The sequence below is a fragment of the Stenotrophomonas maltophilia group sp. P373 genome, assembly GCF_053295075.1.
On record NZ_CM129994.1, the window covers coordinates 2,151,837 to 2,169,425 of the forward strand.

Consider the following 17,589-nt stretch of genomic DNA (forward strand, 5'->3'; position numbering starts at 1 on the left):
TCAGCTGCCTTGGCCCGATGAGGCGCCCGGGCGATGCCCCGGGCGCGCCATCAGCAGATGGGAGACCCCGATCGAGCGCTCCAGGAAGCCGCCCTCGCAGTAGGCCAGGTAGAACTCCCAAAGGCGGCAGAAGCGCGTATCGAAGCCTTGCGCCTGCACGTCGGGCAACCGGTCGAGGAAGCGCTGGCGCCAGGCGCGCAGGGTCAGCGCGTAGGAGTGGCCGAAGTCCTGCTGGGCGATCAGCTGCAGGTCGCTGGACCGCGTTTTGGCGGCCATGATCGCGTTGATCGACGGAATGAAGCTGCCGGGGAACACATAGCGCTTGATGTAGTCGACGCTGCGCCGGGCCTGCTCGTAGCGATGGTCCTCGATGGTGATGGCCTGCAGCAGGGCAACGCCATCAGGCTTGAGCAGGCGCTGCAGCGTGGCCATGTAGGTGTCCAGGTATTCTGCGCCGATGGCTTCGATCATCTCGATCGACACCAGCTTGTCGAACTGGCCCTGCAGGTCGCGGTAGTCCTGCATCAGCAGCGTGACCTGGTCCTGCAGGCCGGCCGCCTGCACGCGCTGGGCAGCCAGCGCGTGCTGCTCGGCGGAGATGGTGGTCGTGGTGACGTGGCAGCCGTAGTGCTGCGCGGCGTGCAGCGCAAAACCACCCCAGCCGGTGCCGATCTCCACCACGCGATCGCCCGGCTTGAGCTGGAGCTGCTGGCAGATGCGGTCCAGCTTGCGCCGGGAGGCGGATTCCAGCGACTCGTCTTCTGTGTCGAACAGGGCTGAGGAATACATCAGGTCCGGCGACAGGAACAGGGCAAAGAAGTCGTTGCCAAGGTCGTAGTGCGCGGCAATGTTGCGGCGGCTGCCTTCACGGCTGTTGCGGCGCAGGCGGTTCCAGCCGCGCAGCAGCCAGCCACCCACGCGGGCCGGGCCGCGCTCCATGCCGTCGAGCAGGTCGCGATTGCGCACCAGCAGCCGGATCAGCGCCACCAGGTCATCGCAGTGCCATTCGCCCTGGATGTAGCTTTCACCTGCGCCCACGCTACCTTGCGCTGCAACCTTGCGGTAGAACGCCGGGTCATCGATGGTGACGGTCACCTGCAGTTCGCCATGGGCTTCGCCCAGCCAGACTTTGCCGAGTGCATCACGCACGCACAGGCGGCCGTCGCGCATGGGGGCAAGCTGTTCCAGCAGGCGGCGGCGCAGGAAGGCATCCAAGGCGCCGGGACGCGGCAGGGCGACCAGGGGAGTCATCGAGTTCATCGCGGTTTCTCGGCAAGGGCAGGGTGGTCATGCACGGGGTTGCGCTTCAGCCACAGCCGCAGCGCGTGCCAGTGGATGGCGGCCATCACCTGCATGGTCATCAAGGGATAGCAGGCCAGGACCCGGGCCAGCCCGCGGCCATCCAGCGCGTGCCGCTGCATGGTCTGGGTGGCATCAAACTGGCGAACGCCTTGGCGCCAGACCTGCATGTGCACGCGCAGATCATCCTCCGGGCAGTTGAATCGCCAGTCGTAGTGGCAATCCATCGGCATGAACGGTGAGACATGGAAGCGCTTGTCGAACCGCCAGCGCAGCGAGGCGCCTTCGTGGGTGGCCGTGGCGACTGGCAGCACATAGGCGTGCCGTTCCTTCCAGGGCGTATTGGTGATCTCGGCGACGATGCAGTCCAGGGTGCTGCCATCGGACTGGTAGCAGTAGTAGAAGCTGACCGGGTTGAATACGTGCCCGGCGAAGCGAAGATGGGTGAGCAGGCGTACCGGGCCGGTAGGCCGATAGCCCAGGGTGGCCGCGGCACGGTCGCGCACCGCATCGGCCAGTGGTTGTGCGGGATTGCCGAAGTAGTCGCTGCGGCGGAACTCGGCCAGGTTGCGGCGATTGACCGACCACAGCCAGCGCCCGGCGAACACGGTCTCCAGCTCGTCCAGATCGAGCAGCAGCTGCGCGATCGGATAGCGGAATGCGTGGGGCTGCGGATGATGCCGTCGGTGCATCACCTGCCCGAAGTAGAGTGCGCTGGCACTCACGCTGCCACCTCGCCGGGTACAACGCTGTCACGGTGCGCGGTGCACTCGCGCATCGCGTCCACCACGCGGCGGGCGCTGCGGATGCCGTCTTCGTGGAAGCCCCAGCCCCAGTATGCGCCCGCGAACCAGGTGTGGTGGCGGCCCTGCAGCTCTGCCCAGCGCTGCTGGGCACGGATAGCGGCATGATCGTGCACCGGGTGGGCATAGTGCAGCCTGCGCAGCACCTTGGCCGGATCGATCGCCTCGCTGCGGTTGAGGGTCACGACCAGCGGGGTGTCACCGGGCAGGCCCTGCAGGAGGTTCATGCAATAGCTGACCGTACAGGGCGCGCCTGGATCCCTGGGAACGTGTGCATTCCATGCAGCCCATGCCTTGCGGTTGCGCGGCAGCAACGATGCATCGGTATGCAGTACTGCTTCGTTGGGCTGGTAGCGGATGGCGCCGAGCACTTCGCGCTCGGCCGGATCGGCGTCACGCAGCAGGGCAAGCGCCTGGTCGCTGTGGCATGCCAGGATGACCTCGTCGAAACCCTCCACGCCCGCCGCGCTGTGCACGCGCGCGCCCCACGGCATGCGTTCGACCGAGTGAACCGGGCATTCCAGCCGCTCGCGCACCCGCCAGCGGGCGCGAAGGGCATCGACATAGCGTGCCGAGCCACCGCTGACTACCCGCCAGGGTGCGCGCCCGGTCATCTGCAGCATCTGGTGGTTGGCCATGAACTGGGCCAGGTAGCGGGCCGGGAACTGCATGACCGTGGCGGTCGGTGACGACCACAGTGCCGAAGCCATCGGCAGCAGGTGCTCGTCGATAAAAGCGGTGCCGTAGCGCTGGCTGCGCAGGTACTGGCCCAGTGTCGGGCCTTCGTCTTCCGCCAGCAGCAGCGGCGCATCCCGGTAGAACCGGCGCAGGTCGGCCAGCATTCCCCAGAAGCGCGGCGAAACCAGATTGCGACGTTGGCAGAACAGGCCATCCAGCGAAGTGGCGTTGTACTCGACGCCGCTGCGCTCGCTGTGCATCGAGAAGCTCATGGTGGTCGGCTGCGAAGCCACACCCAGTTCTTCGAACAGCGCCGTCAGCAGCGGGTAGTGCAGGGGATTGAAGACGATGAAACCGGTATCCACCGCCATGCGCGTGCCGTCCACCTGCACGTCATGGGTGTGGGTATGCCCGCCCAGGTAATCGTTGGCCTCGAACAGCGTCACTTCGTGTTCGCCGTCCAGCCACCAGGCGCTGGCCAGGCCGGCAATGCCGGAGCCGATGATCGCGATGCGCATGTCAGTACCTCGCCTTGGCCAGTACCCACTCGGGGATGGGCTTGAGCCCCTTCACCAGGCCCATGGCCGCCATTGCGCGCAGCCCGTACCAGGTCAGGTCGATCTCCCACCAGCGAAACCCCTGGCGGACGGTGCCGGGGAAGAAATGGTGGTTGTTGTGCCAGCCCTCGCCGAAGGTAAGCAGCGCCAGCCAGAGGTTGTTGCGGCTGTCGTCGCGGGTCTCGAAGCGCCGCCGGCCAAAACGATGGGCCAGCGAGTTGATGGTGACGGTGGCGTGGAACAGCACCACGGTGGAGATGAAGAAGCCCCACACCAGCAACTGCGGGCCAGAGGTGTGCAGTCCGGGCGCCCAGCGCTCCAGGCCGGCGCCGAGTGCGTACAGCGCAGCAGCCAGCAGTACCGGCACCGCCGTATCGAAGCGGTCCAGCCAGCGCAGCTCCGGGAAGCGCGCCAGGTCAGGCACGCGCGATAGATCCGTGGCGAATGCCTCGCGGGTGAGGAACCAGCCCATGTGGCTGCGCCAGAAGCCGCCTTCGCGCGGCGAGTGCGGGTCCAGTGGCTGGTCGGCATGCCGATGGTGATGGCGATGGTGGGCGGCCCACCACAGTGGCCCGCGTTGCACGCTGGACGCGCCGATCACTGCGAACACGAACTGCACCGTTCGCGATGCCTGGAACGTCCGGTGCGAGAAGTAGCGGTGGTAAAAGGCGGTGATCGCAAACATGCGCACTGCGTAGAGGGCTGTGGCGACGATCACTGCCGTCCACGAGATGCCTACCCAGATCACCGCGATGCAGGCCAGGTGCATCAACGCGAACGGTACGGCGCGCAGCCAGTCGATGCGTCCGGGCTCGCCAGCGGCGTGGTCCGCAGCGCTGCCGGTGTCGACCCAGCGCTTCAGGGTGCGCAGCAGGCGCCAGCGTCGGCGGGGGAGGGGCGCTACAGAGGCCATGGCGGATCTCGGCGGGTGTCGTGTCTTCCTCTACGCAGCAGTGCGCGCAATGGATGCGGCCGGCTGTGGAGAATTTCGGCTTCACTTGGGCATCACGCTGCAGCGCCCGACCAGGGGCTGCGTCCAGGCCTGTTGCCATTCGTTGGCGGACCGCTCGGCCACCGGCGAGCTGAAGCGCACCGTGACCTGTGGGTAGGTGCCGCGGGTATCGCGCAGGTTGCTGGTTCCGCGGAATTCCAGCAGGCGGCGGTCGGCGCTGGCATAGACCAGCGACAGGCGCGGCGCGATGCCGCCGTACCAGGTGTCCAGACTGACCTCGATGGCCTGGGCGTCGATGCCCTGCCAGCGAACAGGGCCGGTACGCCGCACCTGCACCGGGAAGAAGCGCTGCCGCCCCGGCACCAGGAAGGGCAGGCTGATGCGCTCACCTTGCAGCAGCGCTGGCCAATGCTGGCGCACCGCGGCGTCGAAGCCCGTGTCGATCACCGCATCCGGTGCCAGCTCAAGCCGACGCTGACGCAGCTCGCTGGCGGCATCTTCTTTCCAGGCGATCGACACCGACTCGCCACTGGCGTCGACTTCAGCGGTTTGCCCGCTACGGCTGTCCTGCAGCGAATAACCCCGGGCCTGCGGGCGGGCGCTGGCCGGCAGATGCTTGCGGGCGAAGGGGCGGCCATCCGGACACTGATAGAGCACCCAGCGCTCGGCACCCTCCGATGGGCCGCGCCGCCAGTGCACTTCACGATAGAGCAGATCGCCCTGCGCCGAGGTGGCCACGCCCTCGTTGCGCAGCCAGGGCGCCGCCAGCGCGGCATGGGGCAGGCACAGCAGCAGCCAGGCAGTGCGCATGGTGTTCATCCGGTAGGGAGGCTCAGGTCATACGGCGGGCGCGGCTGCTTGGATGCACAGTGTCTGCTGCATCCAATGGCCGCCCCTGCGCGTAGAGAGGGCAGACCTTCACCTGCCCGCCGCTCACGCAGATGTACCCTGACGCTGCCAGCACCCTCCTCAACTTCGATACCGCACGCACCGTGTCCAGTTCCCAGCAGCCCAGCAGCGAGCCGACGAACTGGGCCGATGACATGGACAGTGTGGCGCGGCTGCGCGACCGCGACTGTTTCATGCGGATCTATGACTACTTCATGCCTCGGCTGTGCGTGTATCTGCGTGGCCTGGGGGCACCCGACGCCGTGGCCGAGGAAATGGCGCAGGAGTGCCTGCTGCGCCTGTGGTTGCGGGCGGCCGAGTATGATGCGGCCCAAGGCGCGCTGAGTACCTGGCTGTACCGGATCGCGCGAAACCTGCATATCGACCGCATCCGTCGCGAGCGCAGCTGGATGCAGGTGCAGGCAGCGGTGGAAGACGCCGCGGCCGTGGAGATGATCGAGCGCAGCAGCGCCGAGCAGTTCGCCGACCAGGCGCGCCTTCGCCAGCGCATCAACGAGCTGCCCGCCGTGCAGGCGAGGCTGGTGCGGATGTCCTATTTCGAGGCGAAGAGCCACAGCGAGATTGCCCAGGCGCTGGGCATGCCGCTGGGAACGGTAAAGTCACACTTGCGACGTGCGTTCCTGCAGCTGCAGGCCAAAGTGGGAGGTGCGCTGTGAATCCGCACCACCACCTGCACGAATCCACGCTGATGAGCTATGCCGCCGGCGCGCTGCCGGCGCCGTTGAGCATAGTGGCCGGTGCCCACCTCGAGCAGTGCCCCCACTGCCGCCAGCGCCTGCGCGATGCCGAGGCGATCGGCTCGGTGCTGCTGGAGCAGACCCAACCGCCCGCAGCCGATGCGCGTCGCGAGCAGTTGCGCGAGGCCATGCTGATGCAGCTGGCCTCGGACGCGCCGAGCGCCATCGCCGGAGCCAGGCGCCCGGTGCCGAGGGAGCGGCCCGAGGCCGATCCGGACCATCTGCCCGCCTCGTTGCATCCTTACTTCGGCGCTTCGCTCAGTGCCCTGCGCTGGCGCTGGATGGCGCCCGGCGTGCACTGCATCAGGGCTGAGCAGATGCCCTCGCTGATCATGCTGAAGATTGCCCCGGGCAAGTGCCTGCCGATGCACAGCCATGGCCGCAGCGAACTGACCCACATCCTTCGAGGCTCGTACAACGACGCGCTGGGGCTGTTCGCGCCGGGCGACGTGGCGGACCTGGACGAGGAGGTGGAGCATCAACCGGTAACTGCACCCGGTGTTCCCTGCATCTGCGTGTCAGCGCTGGACGCGCCGTTGGTGTTCAGTGGCTGGTTGGCGCGGAAGATCCAGCGTTTCGTGAAACTCTAGCGTGGCTGCGACCATGACCGGGAAAGGTGCGTTGAGGATTCTGTTGACCGGTGCTGCGGGCCTGGTGGGGCAGGGTGTTGCGCTGGCCTGCCAGCGCTCGCCGCAGGTGGCCCACCTGACTGCCCTGGTGCGCAGGCCGGGCAGCCTGAACGGGCCTGGCAGCGAACTGATCGTCCCCGATTTTCTGCATATGCAAGGCCGGCATGAGCAACTGGCCGGCTTCGACGCATGCTTCTACTGTGCCGGTGCGCCACCGGTCGGCACAGCAGAGGCCGAGTATCGACGCGTGACCCTGGACATCACGCTGGCGGTTGCACGCGCCTGGGCGGCGGCGAATCCCGAGGGGCGCTTTCTATATGTATCCGGTGCGGGTGCGGATCCGCAGAGCCGGGTAATGCCGCTGAGGGTCAAGGGCGAGACCGAAGTGGCATTGCAGGCCCTGCCGGTGCGCACGGTGATGCTGCGCCCCGGAGGCATTCGTCCGGTCCCGGGTACCGGCACCCGTCATGCACTGCTGAAGCCGCTGTACTGGGGCGGTGCGCCCTTGATGAAACTGGCCGGCGCCGTTGCGCCGTCGTTGATGACCAGCAATCTGGCGCTGGGCCAGGCGATGATCGCACTGGCCGGGCGGGAGCATCCGCCGGGCACGGTGGAATGCGCGGACATCAACCGGATCGCTGCTGGCGCGCGCGATCCGGCGTCCTGATCTCAGAGTGGCACCGTCTCCAGCGCGGTGCGCACCGCGGTCGCCAGGTCACTGCGGGTAAACGGCTTCGGCAGCAGTGCAACGGCCCGTCCCTGGCTGCCCACCTGGTCGTGGTCGCGCGGATAGCCCGACGTGAACAGGACGGCGACTTCCGGCCAGCGTTCACGGACTTCACGCACCAGCTCCCAGCCCGACATGCCGGGCATCACCACGTCAGAGAACAGCAGGTCCACTTTGGTATCAGGGCGTTCCAGCAGCCGCAGTGCGGAGGGGCCGTCGTGGGCTTCCAATACCCGGTAGCCCAGCAGCCGCAGTGCATCCACCGTGTGGGCGCGGACATCGTCGTTGTCCTCGGTCACCAGGATGGTTTCCTCGCGCGGCGAGTAGCCCGCCAGGCCGGTCTGCGGGGTGCGCGCTTCGGAGGGCAGGGCCAGCAGTGAACGCGGGAACATCATGGTGATGCTGGTGCCGCCGCCTTCCACCGAATCGATCAGTACGTGGCCGCCTGACTGCTTGACGAACCCGTGCACCATCGACAGGCCCAGGCCGGTGCCACGGCCAACCTGCTTGGTAGTGAAGAAGGGTTCGAAGACCCGGGCAAGCGTCGCCGCATCCATGCCGTGGCCGTTGTCACGCACCCGCAGCATCACGTACTCGCCCGGCGTCGCATCCGGGAACAGCGCAGCGTAGTCGTGGTCGAGGTGGCTGTTGTCGACCTCGATCACCAGCCGGCCGCCGTGCGGCATCGCATCGCGGGCATTCACCGCCAGGTTCAGTACGGAGGCCTCCAGCTGGCTGACGTCGATCTCGACACACCAGATGTCCTCGGCGCTGCGGATCTCCAACTGCACCAGCTCACCCAGCGCACGCTGCAGCATGTCGTGCATGTCCAGCAGGCGCTCGTTGAGGTTGGCGGCCTGGCTGCGCAGCGGCTGGCGGCGGGCAAATGCCAGCAGACGCTGGGTCAGGCTGGCGGCACGGACGACACCCTTCAGTGCATTGTCCAGCGCACGGCTCACCATCGCTCCGGGTTCGCCCGCGCGCTCGCTGAGCAGCATGGCGTGCTCGACGTTGCCGGATATGACCGTCAGGATGTTGTTGAAATCATGTGCGATGCCGCCGGTGAGCTGGCCGACCGCCTCGATTTTCTGTGACTGGCGCAGCGCATGCTCAGCCTGCACGCGCGCGGTGGTTTCCACGGCCTCGGAGACCACAGCGGTGACCACCCCTTCCGTATCGAGCAGTGGACGGAACGAGAAATCGAAGCTGCGCCGCCCGGTCGGGAGTTCCAGTTCCAGCGCATGCAGTGAACTGCGGCCCTGTACGGCTGCGGCCACGGCCCGATCGATCAGCGCGCTGATGCCCTCGGTGGTGCCGAACCAGACCGATTCGGCGAAGCGTTGGCCAACGACGTCCTTCTTGTCTCCCAGCACCGCGGCCAGTGACGCGTCATTGGCATCGACCACGCGTCCGGACAGATCCAGCAGCACCTGGTGCTGGAAACTGGATTCGAAGATCGCCTGCAGGCGCCGCTTGCTGGCGCGCAACTCGGCCGTGCGTGCCTGTACCTGCTGCTCAAGCAGCTGGTTGTCTTCGCGCAGGGCCAGCTCGGCCTGCTTCAGCAGCGAAACGTCGCTGCCCAGGCAGATGTACCCGGCCACGCTGCCATCGGCGGCATGCTCGGGCACGCAGTCCATCTGCACGAATCGTAATTCGCCACTGCGATGGATCAGTTCGACCTGGAAGCGGGCTCGCTCCCCCTGCAGTACGCGTTCCAGGCTGGGCAGGGCGTGCTCGAAGGCGGAAATGCCGCTGACATACCGAGCCGGCCGACCCAGCAGTTCTGCAAGGCTGAATCCATGCCAGTCCAGGAACGCCTTGTTGGCAAACCGGTAGCGATGGTCCTTGTCCAACTGGGCGATCAGCGCCGGGACGGCATCGGTGACCTGCTGCAGCTGGGCCTGGCTTTCGTTCAGCGCGGCCTGCGCATTGGCCAGCTGGGTGCGCTCGTGCGCCTCTTGGCGAGCGCGGCGGATGGCGTCGGGCAAGCGTTGCAGGCGTTGCTTCACCACGTAGTCGCGGGCGCCGCGCGTGAGTGCCTGTACCGCCAGTTCCTCGGTAAGGGTGCCGGAAACAAAGATGAAAGGCGTGTGCGGCACGCACTCGCGCGCCAGGGCAAGTGCTGCGTCACCATCGAAGCCTGGCAGGACATGATCAGCGAGGATCACGTCGAACGGGCGATTTTCGATGGCCTCGATGAACGCGTTGCGGGTCCACAGGCGCTCGGCCTCGAAATCGAGGCCGGCACGCTGCAGCTGGGCGCTGATCAGCTCCGCATCAAGCGCGCTGTCCTCCAGCATGAGGATGCGCAGGCGCTCGCTGCGGCGCGATCCATCACGCATTGCGCTGCCCCGAACCGTTGGGCCGATGCGGTGGCGGCTGGTTGGTGATGCCCCAGAACATGCCCAGGCCCTGGATGGCGTCGAAGAATTCCTTGAAGTCGACCGGCTTGACCACGAATGCGTTGACGCCCAGTTCGTAACTGCGCACCAGATCCTGCTCCTCGCGCGAAGAGGTCAGCATCACAACCGGGGTGCTGCTCAGGTACGGGTCGCCACGGACCTGCTCCAGTACTTCCAAGCCATTGACTTTGGGCAGCTTCAGGTCCAGCAGCACGACCACCGGGCCGCCGTGCATGGCACCGGCGAACTTGCCTTCGCAGCGCAGGTAATCCAGCGCTTCGGCGCCGTCGCGTACATGGATGACATCGTTCAACAGCTGGCAGCGCTCAAGCGCGGCCATCGTCAGCTCTGCATCCTTGGGGCTGTCCTCTACCAGGAGGATCGGCCGCAGGTCCCTCATGGGTGTTCTCCTGTGGAGCGAGGTAGGGTGAAGTGAATGGTGGCGCCCTTGCCGGGCTCGCCCTCGGCCCAGGTACGGCCGCCATGGCGGCCGATGATGCGGCGTACGTTGGCCAGACCGATGCCGGTGCCTTCGAATTCTTCCACATGGTGCAGGCGCTGGAACACACCGAACAGCTTGTCGACGTAACGCATGTCGAAGCCGCAGCCGTTGTCGCGCACGAAGAAGTGATCTTCGTCGTCGCTGCGGTCGTGCCCAATCTCGATCATCGCGTGCTCACGCTCGCGGGTGAACTTGATCGCGTTGGCCAGCAGGTTCTGCCAGACCAGGCGAAGCATCGTCGGGTCGGCTTCCACCTCCGGCAGCGGCGCGAGCGTCCACTGCACGTCGCGGCCGGCGTAATCCAGCGCCAGGCTCCGGCGCACGTCCTCGGCCAGGGCAGCCATGTCCAGCCGCACCCGCCCCAGCGTGGAGCGTCCCATCTGCGAGAAGCTGAGCAGGTCATCCACCAGTGTGCCGGCGGACTTTGCCGAATCGACGATCGTATCCAGGAAGCGGCGCTCGGTCTCGTTGAGGCGGTCGCCCGCCGAGCTGCCAAGCAGCTCCGAATAGCCCACGATGTGGCGGAAGGGGGCGCGCAGGTCGTGGCTGACCGAATAGGAAAAGGCTTCCAGTTCCTTGTTGCTGCGCAGGAGCTGTTCGTTCAGTTCCGCCATCTCCTCGGCCTTGCGCAGCACGATATCGACGATGGCCGTGCGCATCTCGTGTGCCGCATCGCAGTCGGCGTCGGTCCACGGCAGGCTGCGCTGCCGCACGGTCTCTTTCCAGGCGTCGAAGGAGCTCCGCGGGGAGAGTGCGACGCCGGGCGCTGCGGTCTTGCGGGGGTCTCCCCCCCAGCGCACGGTTCGCACCACCTCCGGCCGGAACCACATCAGGTAGCTGTCATGCAGCTGCGAAATGGACACTGCCAGCAGGCCGCTGGCTACATCGGCCAGGTGCGCGGCAGGCGACCAGTCGGCGGCAAGGTGGTCGGTGCAGTAGGTTTCCTGGCCGGGCTGCCGGGTAGCCAGCCAATCGGCCAGCGCCAGCACGTCGCTGGCGGGCGGGCACTCACCCACGCGCATGCAGTCGCCCTTGTGCACGATGGCAGCCCCGGCCGCGCCGGTCAGCGACAGCAGGCTGCCTTCGTCCTGGCGCAGGGCCGCCATGAATTCTTCGTCGCCGGCCATGCGGCCCAGCAGCTTGACCAGTATCGAGCGACGCGCGACGCGTTCTTCAATCGCGAGCGCGCGCTCCTTCAGTGCAATCTGCAGCGACAGGATCTGGCCCATGAACTCGCAGGCGGTACGCACGTGGTAGGGCAGGCGGCGTGGCTGCACGGTGTGGCAGGACACCAGGCCCCATAACCGCCCCTCATGTACCAGTGACACCGACATCGACGCCCCGGTCCCCATGTTGCGCATGTACTGAAGATGCACGGGGGACACGCTGCGCAGCACGGCCAGGCTCAGGTCGGTCGGTGGCGCCTCGCGGTGGTCTTCGGCCCGCATCAGCGGGGTAGGGGTATAGTTGTTGTCCGCGATCAGGCGCACCCGGTTCCGGCGGTACAGTTCGCGGGCCTGTGCGGGAATGTCCGACTCGGGAAAGCGCAGGTCCAGGTAGGACGGCAACAGGCCATTGCCATCTTCGGCCACCACGATGCCATTCCAGCCAGCATCGAATTGATAGACCAGGGTGCGGTCAAAGCCAGTGAGCCGCCGCATGTGCGCGGCCGCAAGCCTGCACAGGTCTTCCACCGTCGCTGCCGATTCAATGCCGGTCATCAGCTCGCGGATGGCTGGATACAGTTCTTCCAGCGAACCGGGCTGGCCGGGAACCGGCGCCTCCAGCTCGACCAGAAGATCCGTGGCGGAGCGGTGCACGAGCAGCTGATGGCGGCCGTGCCCATCCAGGTGCACCGCACCGACATGCGCGCTGCTGCCCACCGTCGCCTGTTGCAACACGCCCTGGAACGGTGCCAGCACGCCGCCCAGCACTTCACTGACGTGCTGCATCAACGGTTCGCCGAACTGTTTCAGCAGCCCGGGGTGGCTGATGGCGCGCTCGCGTACCTGCAGGGACTGCGGTTCAACGACCAGAAGCACACCGTAGGGCTGGATCGCGCCAGGGGTGTGGATCGGTTCGCGCGCGCAACGGGACAGGGCAGTGTCGTGCGCGGATTCGGTAGGAGGCGTCAAGGGCGGGACTCATGATTCGTGGATGGCTGGAAAGGCCCAGCACTGCATCCGGTGTGCATGAATGGTGAAGCAAAAGCGTGCCGCCGCATACCATCATGTGAATGTGAAGGGCCTTTCATTCAAACCTGAATTCTTCATCTACGCAGCGACGGATGTACTGGAAGGCGTCTGTCGCGCCCCTGCATGCCTGCGCGCGCTCCTGGCCACTTAAAACGAGGACATCCAGCTCCTCCTGCTCGCGTCTCCAGTATTCGGCCACACCGAGCTCGGAAGGGCGCAGGTGGCGCGCGCCGTACCCGGCATGAAGCTGCAACGCAGCGGCCATCTTCAACAGCACGGCCGCCCCCAGCGTCGAGCCCTCCGCCACGTAGCGCCAGCCCAGAACGGTCGCTTTCGAGAACACATGCGGCTGCGGTTGCCAGGCATGGGGTGCCGGCACGGAAGCGCCGAGGTCGCGAAGATCCTCCTCGATCAGCGGCAAGCGGGTCGCGCCCGGATCCTGCATCCGGTACAGCGGCGCAACAGCGCTATGGAAGTGCCATTGCACGCGCAGGAAGCAGAGGTAACGCTGGCGCGACGCGAAGATGTGTTGCTGCAACAGGTGCTGGTCGAGGCGATCGTGGGCCGCTCGGGTGTGCGCTTTCAGGGCGGCGCTGAGGGCAATGGGGTGATCGGGTTGTGCTGGCAATGTGGATGTAGGCATCGGGGCGCACCCTAGCAGATTTCGATGCAGAGACCGGTGCAGGTTTCGCGGCCAGCACATCTGCGCTGCACGCCAGCTAGACAGCGGCTGCCCTACGGTGACTGCAATTCCAACAGATGCCACGCCCGTGAACCTGCAGACCGCACCCGCGCCCCAGTACCGTATGCTCCCTGACAGCTGCCAATTTGAATTGCTGGATGTGGATGCACTGCAGGATCCAGCCAGTGGCCGGCTGCTGCACCTGTACTCGCTGGTAGCGCGTTGCCTTTCCTGCGAGACGATCTTCAAGGCAGAAGAAGGGCAGGGCCTGGTCAGCCATACTGCAGCGCGAGTGGTGCGGTGCCCCACCGGTTGCGGGCAGCAGGCGTTCAAGCCGGCCCTGCTGCGAACCTGGCGCCCGCAGGCCGTGGCCCAGGCGTGAGCAGCAGAGATCACAGCAGCCCGGGATTGGCCCGCCAGACGGCGAAGTTGAGCGCCGAGGCGAACGAAATCCAGGCAAGGTAAGGAAGCAGCAGCACCGCCGCAAGCCGGCGGATGCGCGCGAACATGACGATCGTCGCGCACACCAACACGATCAATACAAGAATGTCGGCGAAGGCAAGCGCGCCCAGCTTCCAGCCGAAGAACAGCCAGCTCCACAGTGCGTTGACGGCCAACTGCACCAGATAGAGCAGCAGCGCGGGCCGTGCGCCGCGCCAACCGCGTTCGCGCCAGACCAGCCAAGCGGCAACCGCCATCATGGCGTAGAGCAGTGTCCACACCGGGCCAAAGACGCTGGCCGGTGGTGCCCATGCGGGGAGGGCAAGGCTGGCGTAGAAGCTTGCTGCGGACGTGGACGCCCACGCCCCCAGGGTTGCCGCGACGAAGGTGATCGCCACCCATCCCAGAAGTCCGGAAACCTGTGAACTCCGCTTCATACCGTGCAGCTCCTTGATACGTATGCGGCCTGTCTACGCACAGGGGCAGCGAATGGATGCAGGCTGTCGGCCTTCAATCTGAAGAGCCGACGGCACCGGCTCCCTGGCTCGCTGGCAGCAGGGAAGGTCGCTGGTCAAACCACTCCCTTGCCTTCGCCAGGTGCCATTGGCGCTGGTCACCGTCCAGCTCGATGCCCGCACCCAGCAGCCCCCAGCGCAGGTAGAGATCACCGCGCTTGCGCTGGTCGAGCAGATCCAGCCGCGCGCGTACCGAAAGCCGATCGTTCTCGGCCTGCAGTCCATCGATGATCAGATGGCCCGGGCGCCAGCGCAGCGTCGCCCGTGCCTGCACCTGGCCGGAATCCAACAGCGACAGGGTCCAGCGCGGGTAGTCGGTACGCTCTGCGAACAGTGCAAGCAACGGCCGGGCATCGCTGAGATCCAGATCCGTGGTGGCATCGACCTGGAAGGGCGACTGCGCGTCGATGCGGCCACGCTTGAAGGCCACGCGGCCTTTCCATGCGCTTGCCCGCTCTGCGCCCGCCACCTGCACATTGCGAAGTTCGACGGTGGTGCCGGACAGATCGAAATGACGCTGATTGAAGTCACCGCGGCGCAGTGTTGCCTTCACGTCGATGTCGCCGCCCATATCCAGTCCTGCCACCTTGGCACTGGCATTGCGCCCCAGCAGCCGGGCAGTGCCATGGCCGACGCGTCCATCGGTGTCGAGCGTGGCATCGCCGCTCAGGCTGCCGGTGCCACGGAGCAGTCGCACCTGCGGCGAGTCCAGGTAGCGGTTGTAGGCGGCCAGGTCGGGAATCGTTGCTTGGCTGAAGCGCAGGTGCGCGCGGACACCCTTGCGCAGCTCCTGCAGGCGACCATCACCGGTCAGGTCCAGGGCCAGATCACGGCCGTCGAACAGGCGCACATCCTTGGCATCGGTTGGCCGTGCAGTGAATCGTGGCAGCCGGACAGCCAGCTGTGCCTGGCTGGGGCTGCCGGCCTTCAATTCGCCATGGGCGCTGGCCGTGCCCGCCAGTCGTACGCCGGCGACTTCGGCCACGGCTTCGGCGGCCGGAATGTCCACGGTGCTGCCTTCGATCAGTTCGCCGTTGCGCACGCGCAGATCCGCTTTCAGCGTGCCACCGCCGTCCAGCTGCAGCCACGGCTTGCGAACGAACAGGGCAGGGATCCAGTTGAGCGAAGTGAACGTCCATTCGCCGCGCACGGTACCAGAGCTGCGTTCCAGCAGCTGGGCGGGCTGCTGGAAGGGGATGTCCCGGCCACGGACGCGCAGATCCGCATCCACTTCACTGCCTGAGCCGGGCTTGGGCGGCAGGCGGGCCTGCAGGCGCAGGTCGTTGGACACATTGAGCTGCAGGGCCAGGACGCCGCGATTGGGGGCACCATCACCCAGGTAGAGCGGCACCTGCCAGATCGCGCGGTCCCCGGGCTGCAGCTGGCCGTCGATCAGGTGCAGCGCCAGCTGCAGGCGTCCGGGCACGGGCGCGCTGGAGATCTTCGGCGTTGTGGCATCCGTGTCCATGCGCAGGCCCTGGCTGCGGGCGTCGACCTCAAGCTGGGCATGCAGCAGCTTCAACTTGGCCAGACCGGGCGCCTGGTCCCGATAGTGGCGCGGATAGCTGAAGCGCGCTGTGAGATCCATGTCGCCCAACAGCTGCACGCCGTCAAAACTGGTGTCCGCATCGCCGAACGCCACCTCGGATTCGAAGAGCTCCGACGGCCCGCCGCGCAGCTGCTTGAGAAAGCCCACCGTACCCCGGCCCTTGCCAATGATCAGCAACTTGCCAAAGCGTGCGCTGCGGATGCTGTCGCTGTGGATGGCATCGAAACGGAGCGTCCAGCCGCGGTCGCTGCGCGGCGGTGGCGGGATGGCTTCTTCGACGCGGCTGATTTCGGCGGAAACCCCCGTCGCCTGCAAGCGCGGAACCCGTACCTCGCGCTGGAACAGGGGCAGCACCGCCAACCGGGCGCTGGCGCGCTCGGCATGCAGCACGTAGACCGTGTGGTTCACGTGGCCGCGCATGTGCACGTTCCAGGCGATGACATGGCCGGGCAGCAGCGTGATGGCCGGGCCGGTGGTCATCACGAACTTGTGCGGCTTGCGGTTGGTGACCTGATCGAACAGCGGGGTATTGAGGAAGATGTTGCCGGCCAGCAGGTACAGCAGGTAGATGCCCAGCAGGACGTACGCGGGAACGCGCCACCGTCGAAGCCGGTGCGGGATGTGCACGGAAACAGGAGACATCTACTGCTCTGAGGGCCGGAATTTCCACAACTATTGCGGAGCCGATGGCGGTGGCGCGTGAAGCAGCTACGGGGCAGGCGCTGGATTCTGGTAGTGTCCGGCCTGGTCACGACCACAGATCTGCAGGAGACGCATGGAGATCCGGCCCGCCCGTGCAGGCGATTTCGACGCGATGTGGGGCATGTTCAAGACGGCCATTGCGGCGCAGGATGCGCTGCCCTTTGCTGGCTCTTTCGCTGTCGAGACGTTTCGCACGCATTGGTTCCAGGCCCAGGCACCTCATGTAGCTGTGCTGGAGGGCCGGGTTGTGGGCATGTACAAGATGGGCCCGAATTTCCCTGACCTTGGGGCGCATGTGGCCAGCGCCACGTATGTGGTGGATGCGCCGGCACAAGGGCAAGGTGTGGGCCGGGCCCTGGTGGAACACAGCCTGGAGCGGGCGAGGGCGGAAGAATTCCTGGCCATGCAGTTCAATTACGTGGTCAGTACCAATGCCCCGGCCGTGGCGCTGTACCGGAAGCTGGGGTTCGATGTGGTGGGAACGCTACCGAAGGCGTTCCGGCATGGGACGCTGGGTCTGGTGGATGTCTTTGTGATGCACAGGTTCCTGTGATGCGATGCGTCCGCCGCGCGTGGTCGGCGATATCCAGCCGAGGCTGGCTGCACAATTCCTGAGGATGTCCCTTGAATCCATTGGTACAGTTTCTGCTGAGTCTGCTGGCGGGCGCGTTCCTCTTTCTGTTGGCTGTGGGGCACGACTACTGGAAGCGCCTGCGTTGGCTCTTCGGATGGGATCCCAATCTGGGCCATGAATCTGCAGACAAGCTCATTTCCATCGCCAACAGGACGGTGCTGGTGACGGCCGCCTTGCTGTTGGTCTGGGCGGTGACAGGCCCATCCCCGTACCGGAGGAACTGGGAGATGGAGGTTTGGGGTTTGGCGGCCGGCACGTTGATTGCGTATGTGGCGCTCATCCTCAGCGCATCGACGCGGGCCCGCGCCTAGATGGCATGGAGCTCGCCGGCATGGAACGAGCCGAATAGCGTGACGCGTCACGACCAGTGAGTGGCTACGGCTGGGGTGCCAGAACGCGCTCCTGAGGCCTCGGTCGTTGGTGCCGAATCGGCGAAAGCGCTCTTGCCAGGCTGGCGTGCAGCCACGGCAAGATCAGCGGCAAAACTACGCCCGCAAAGCCGTCTTTACCCGCCACTGTCAGATCCGCAAGATCCTTTGCCATTCCTGCAGAGGTTGAGGCAAGCCCAAAGGGCGGTTGGCAGTGATCGAATCACTGACAATCAGGCCGGCGCCTGGAGTGGATCAGGGGCGTGACTGGTGAAGCCTGGATCGGGCAATGGCGTAATGAACATAAT

17 protein-coding genes are annotated in these 17,589 nt (G+C 66.2%); 6 read left to right on the forward strand and 11 right to left on the reverse strand.

Annotated elements, in window-relative coordinates; genetic code table 11:
• The 5 genes from ACSYHF_RS09950 to ACSYHF_RS09970 form a co-directional block, all read right to left on the reverse strand.
• The gene (locus tag ACSYHF_RS09950) at positions 1-1,260 is read right to left on the reverse strand and encodes a class I SAM-dependent methyltransferase (RefSeq protein ID WP_447576379.1); all 1,260 of its coding nucleotides are present in this window, start codon (positions 1,258-1,260) and stop codon (positions 1-3) included.
• A complete protein-coding gene (locus ACSYHF_RS09955; RefSeq protein ID WP_188247396.1) occupies positions 1,257-2,024 on the reverse strand; it encodes a DUF1365 domain-containing protein in 768 nt (255 codons plus the stop codon). Before ACSYHF_RS09955 ends, ACSYHF_RS09950 begins: the two co-directional genes overlap by 4 nt.
• Positions 2,021-3,298 carry an NAD(P)/FAD-dependent oxidoreductase gene (locus tag ACSYHF_RS09960; RefSeq protein WP_447576380.1) on the reverse strand — a complete coding sequence of 426 codons (1,278 nt, stop codon included), beginning with the start codon at positions 3,296-3,298 and terminating at the stop codon, positions 2,021-2,023. The genes ACSYHF_RS09955 and ACSYHF_RS09960 overlap by 4 nt, the downstream gene beginning before the upstream one ends.
• 1 nt (position 3,299) lies before the next feature.
• Positions 3,300-4,250, reverse strand: coding sequence for an acyl-CoA desaturase (locus ACSYHF_RS09965; protein WP_138951147.1), 951 nt, complete (start codon positions 4,248-4,250; stop codon positions 3,300-3,302).
• An 81-nt stretch (positions 4,251-4,331) separates the two neighbouring features.
• On the reverse strand, positions 4,332-5,099 hold the full coding sequence (locus ACSYHF_RS09970; protein WP_032954199.1) for a hypothetical protein: 768 nt from the start codon (positions 5,097-5,099) through the stop codon (positions 4,332-4,334).
• A 131-nt stretch (positions 5,100-5,230) separates the two neighbouring features.
• Between ACSYHF_RS09970 and ACSYHF_RS09975 the strand changes: the two genes are divergently transcribed.
• The 3 genes from ACSYHF_RS09975 to ACSYHF_RS09985 are packed head-to-tail and all read left to right on the forward strand — an operon-like array spanning position 5,231 to position 7,231.
• The gene (locus ACSYHF_RS09975; RefSeq protein ID WP_053496654.1) at positions 5,231-5,854 is read left to right on the forward strand and encodes a sigma-70 family RNA polymerase sigma factor; all 624 of its coding nucleotides are present in this window, start codon (positions 5,231-5,233) and stop codon (positions 5,852-5,854) included.
• Positions 5,851-6,525 (forward strand): ChrR family anti-sigma-E factor, encoded by a 675-nt coding sequence (locus ACSYHF_RS09980; RefSeq protein ID WP_065196721.1) that lies wholly within the window; start codon positions 5,851-5,853, stop codon positions 6,523-6,525. The genes ACSYHF_RS09975 and ACSYHF_RS09980 overlap by 4 nt, the downstream gene beginning before the upstream one ends.
• Before the next feature lie 13 nt (positions 6,526-6,538).
• Positions 6,539-7,231, forward strand: a complete 693-nt coding sequence (locus ACSYHF_RS09985) for an NAD-dependent epimerase/dehydratase family protein (RefSeq protein WP_262233079.1) — start codon at positions 6,539-6,541, stop codon at positions 7,229-7,231.
• A 2-nt stretch (positions 7,232-7,233) separates the two neighbouring features.
• Here ACSYHF_RS09985 and ACSYHF_RS09990 read toward each other — a convergent pair whose 3' ends face one another.
• The 4 genes from ACSYHF_RS09990 to ACSYHF_RS10005 form a co-directional block, all read right to left on the reverse strand.
• Complete coding sequence (locus tag ACSYHF_RS09990; protein ID WP_447576381.1) at positions 7,234-9,633, reverse strand: response regulator; 2,400 nt, start codon at positions 9,631-9,633, stop codon at positions 7,234-7,236.
• The gene (locus tag ACSYHF_RS09995; protein WP_005416517.1) at positions 9,626-10,093 is read right to left on the reverse strand and encodes a response regulator; all 468 of its coding nucleotides are present in this window, start codon (positions 10,091-10,093) and stop codon (positions 9,626-9,628) included. The genes ACSYHF_RS09990 and ACSYHF_RS09995 overlap by 8 nt, the downstream gene beginning before the upstream one ends.
• Complete coding sequence (locus tag ACSYHF_RS10000) at positions 10,090-12,330, reverse strand: ATP-binding protein (RefSeq protein ID WP_095378019.1); 2,241 nt, start codon at positions 12,328-12,330, stop codon at positions 10,090-10,092. The genes ACSYHF_RS09995 and ACSYHF_RS10000 overlap by 4 nt, the downstream gene beginning before the upstream one ends.
• A 115-nt stretch (positions 12,331-12,445) precedes the next feature.
• Positions 12,446-13,033, reverse strand: a complete 588-nt coding sequence (locus ACSYHF_RS10005; RefSeq protein ID WP_447576382.1) for a biliverdin-producing heme oxygenase — start codon at positions 13,031-13,033, stop codon at positions 12,446-12,448.
• Positions 13,034-13,160: 127 nt separating this feature from the next.
• Between ACSYHF_RS10005 and ACSYHF_RS10010 the strand changes: the two genes are divergently transcribed.
• A complete protein-coding gene (locus ACSYHF_RS10010; protein WP_053496649.1) occupies positions 13,161-13,454 on the forward strand; it encodes a hypothetical protein in 294 nt (97 codons plus the stop codon).
• A 10-nt stretch (positions 13,455-13,464) separates the two neighbouring features.
• Here the strand turns inward: ACSYHF_RS10010 and ACSYHF_RS10015 are convergent, their stop codons facing one another.
• Together ACSYHF_RS10015 and ACSYHF_RS10020 are read right to left on the reverse strand one after the other, a co-directional pair.
• Positions 13,465-13,950: a TspO/MBR family protein gene (locus ACSYHF_RS10015; RefSeq protein WP_180867919.1), complete on the reverse strand. Its 486-nt coding sequence runs from the start codon at positions 13,948-13,950 to the stop codon at positions 13,465-13,467.
• Between the two features lie 73 nt (positions 13,951-14,023).
• Positions 14,024-16,219 carry a hypothetical protein gene (locus tag ACSYHF_RS10020; RefSeq protein ID WP_447576383.1) on the reverse strand — a complete coding sequence of 732 codons (2,196 nt, stop codon included), beginning with the start codon at positions 16,217-16,219 and terminating at the stop codon, positions 14,024-14,026.
• A gap of 133 nt (positions 16,220-16,352) precedes the next feature.
• On the opposite strand from ACSYHF_RS10020, the gene ACSYHF_RS10025 reads away from it, so the two are divergent.
• Positions 16,353-16,832 (forward strand): N-acetyltransferase family protein, encoded by a 480-nt coding sequence (locus tag ACSYHF_RS10025; protein ID WP_447576384.1) that lies wholly within the window; start codon positions 16,353-16,355, stop codon positions 16,830-16,832.
• A 71-nt stretch (positions 16,833-16,903) separates the two neighbouring features.
• Positions 16,904-17,224, forward strand: a complete 321-nt coding sequence (locus tag ACSYHF_RS10030) for a hypothetical protein (protein WP_053496645.1) — start codon at positions 16,904-16,906, stop codon at positions 17,222-17,224.
• Positions 17,225-17,589: the final 365 nt, after the last annotated feature.

Coding starts and splice junctions, on each gene's coding strand:
- ACSYHF_RS09960 (WP_447576380.1), bottom strand. CDS start 3,298: ATGCGCATCGCGATCATCGGCTCCGGCATTGCCGGCCTGGCCAGCGCC.
- ACSYHF_RS10020 (WP_447576383.1), bottom strand. CDS start 16,219: ATGTCTCCTGTTTCCGTGCACATCCCGCACCGGCTTCGACGGTGGCGC.
- ACSYHF_RS09995 (WP_005416517.1), bottom strand. CDS start 10,093: ATGAGGGACCTGCGGCCGATCCTCCTGGTAGAGGACAGCCCCAAGGAT.
- ACSYHF_RS09985 (WP_262233079.1), top strand. CDS start 6,539: ATGACCGGGAAAGGTGCGTTGAGGATTCTGTTGACCGGTGCTGCGGGC.
- ACSYHF_RS09965 (WP_138951147.1), bottom strand. CDS start 4,250: ATGGCCTCTGTAGCGCCCCTCCCCCGCCGACGCTGGCGCCTGCTGCGC.
- ACSYHF_RS10015 (WP_180867919.1), bottom strand. CDS start 13,950: ATGAAGCGGAGTTCACAGGTTTCCGGACTTCTGGGATGGGTGGCGATC.
- ACSYHF_RS09975 (WP_053496654.1), top strand. CDS start 5,231: ATGTACCCTGACGCTGCCAGCACCCTCCTCAACTTCGATACCGCACGC.
- ACSYHF_RS09970 (WP_032954199.1), bottom strand. CDS start 5,099: ATGCGCACTGCCTGGCTGCTGCTGTGCCTGCCCCATGCCGCGCTGGCG.
- ACSYHF_RS09950 (WP_447576379.1), bottom strand. CDS start 1,260: ATGAACTCGATGACTCCCCTGGTCGCCCTGCCGCGTCCCGGCGCCTTG.
- ACSYHF_RS09990 (WP_447576381.1), bottom strand. CDS start 9,633: ATGCGTGATGGATCGCGCCGCAGCGAGCGCCTGCGCATCCTCATGCTG.
- ACSYHF_RS10005 (WP_447576382.1), bottom strand. CDS start 13,033: ATGCCTACATCCACATTGCCAGCACAACCCGATCACCCCATTGCCCTC.
- ACSYHF_RS10025 (WP_447576384.1), top strand. CDS start 16,353: ATGGAGATCCGGCCCGCCCGTGCAGGCGATTTCGACGCGATGTGGGGC.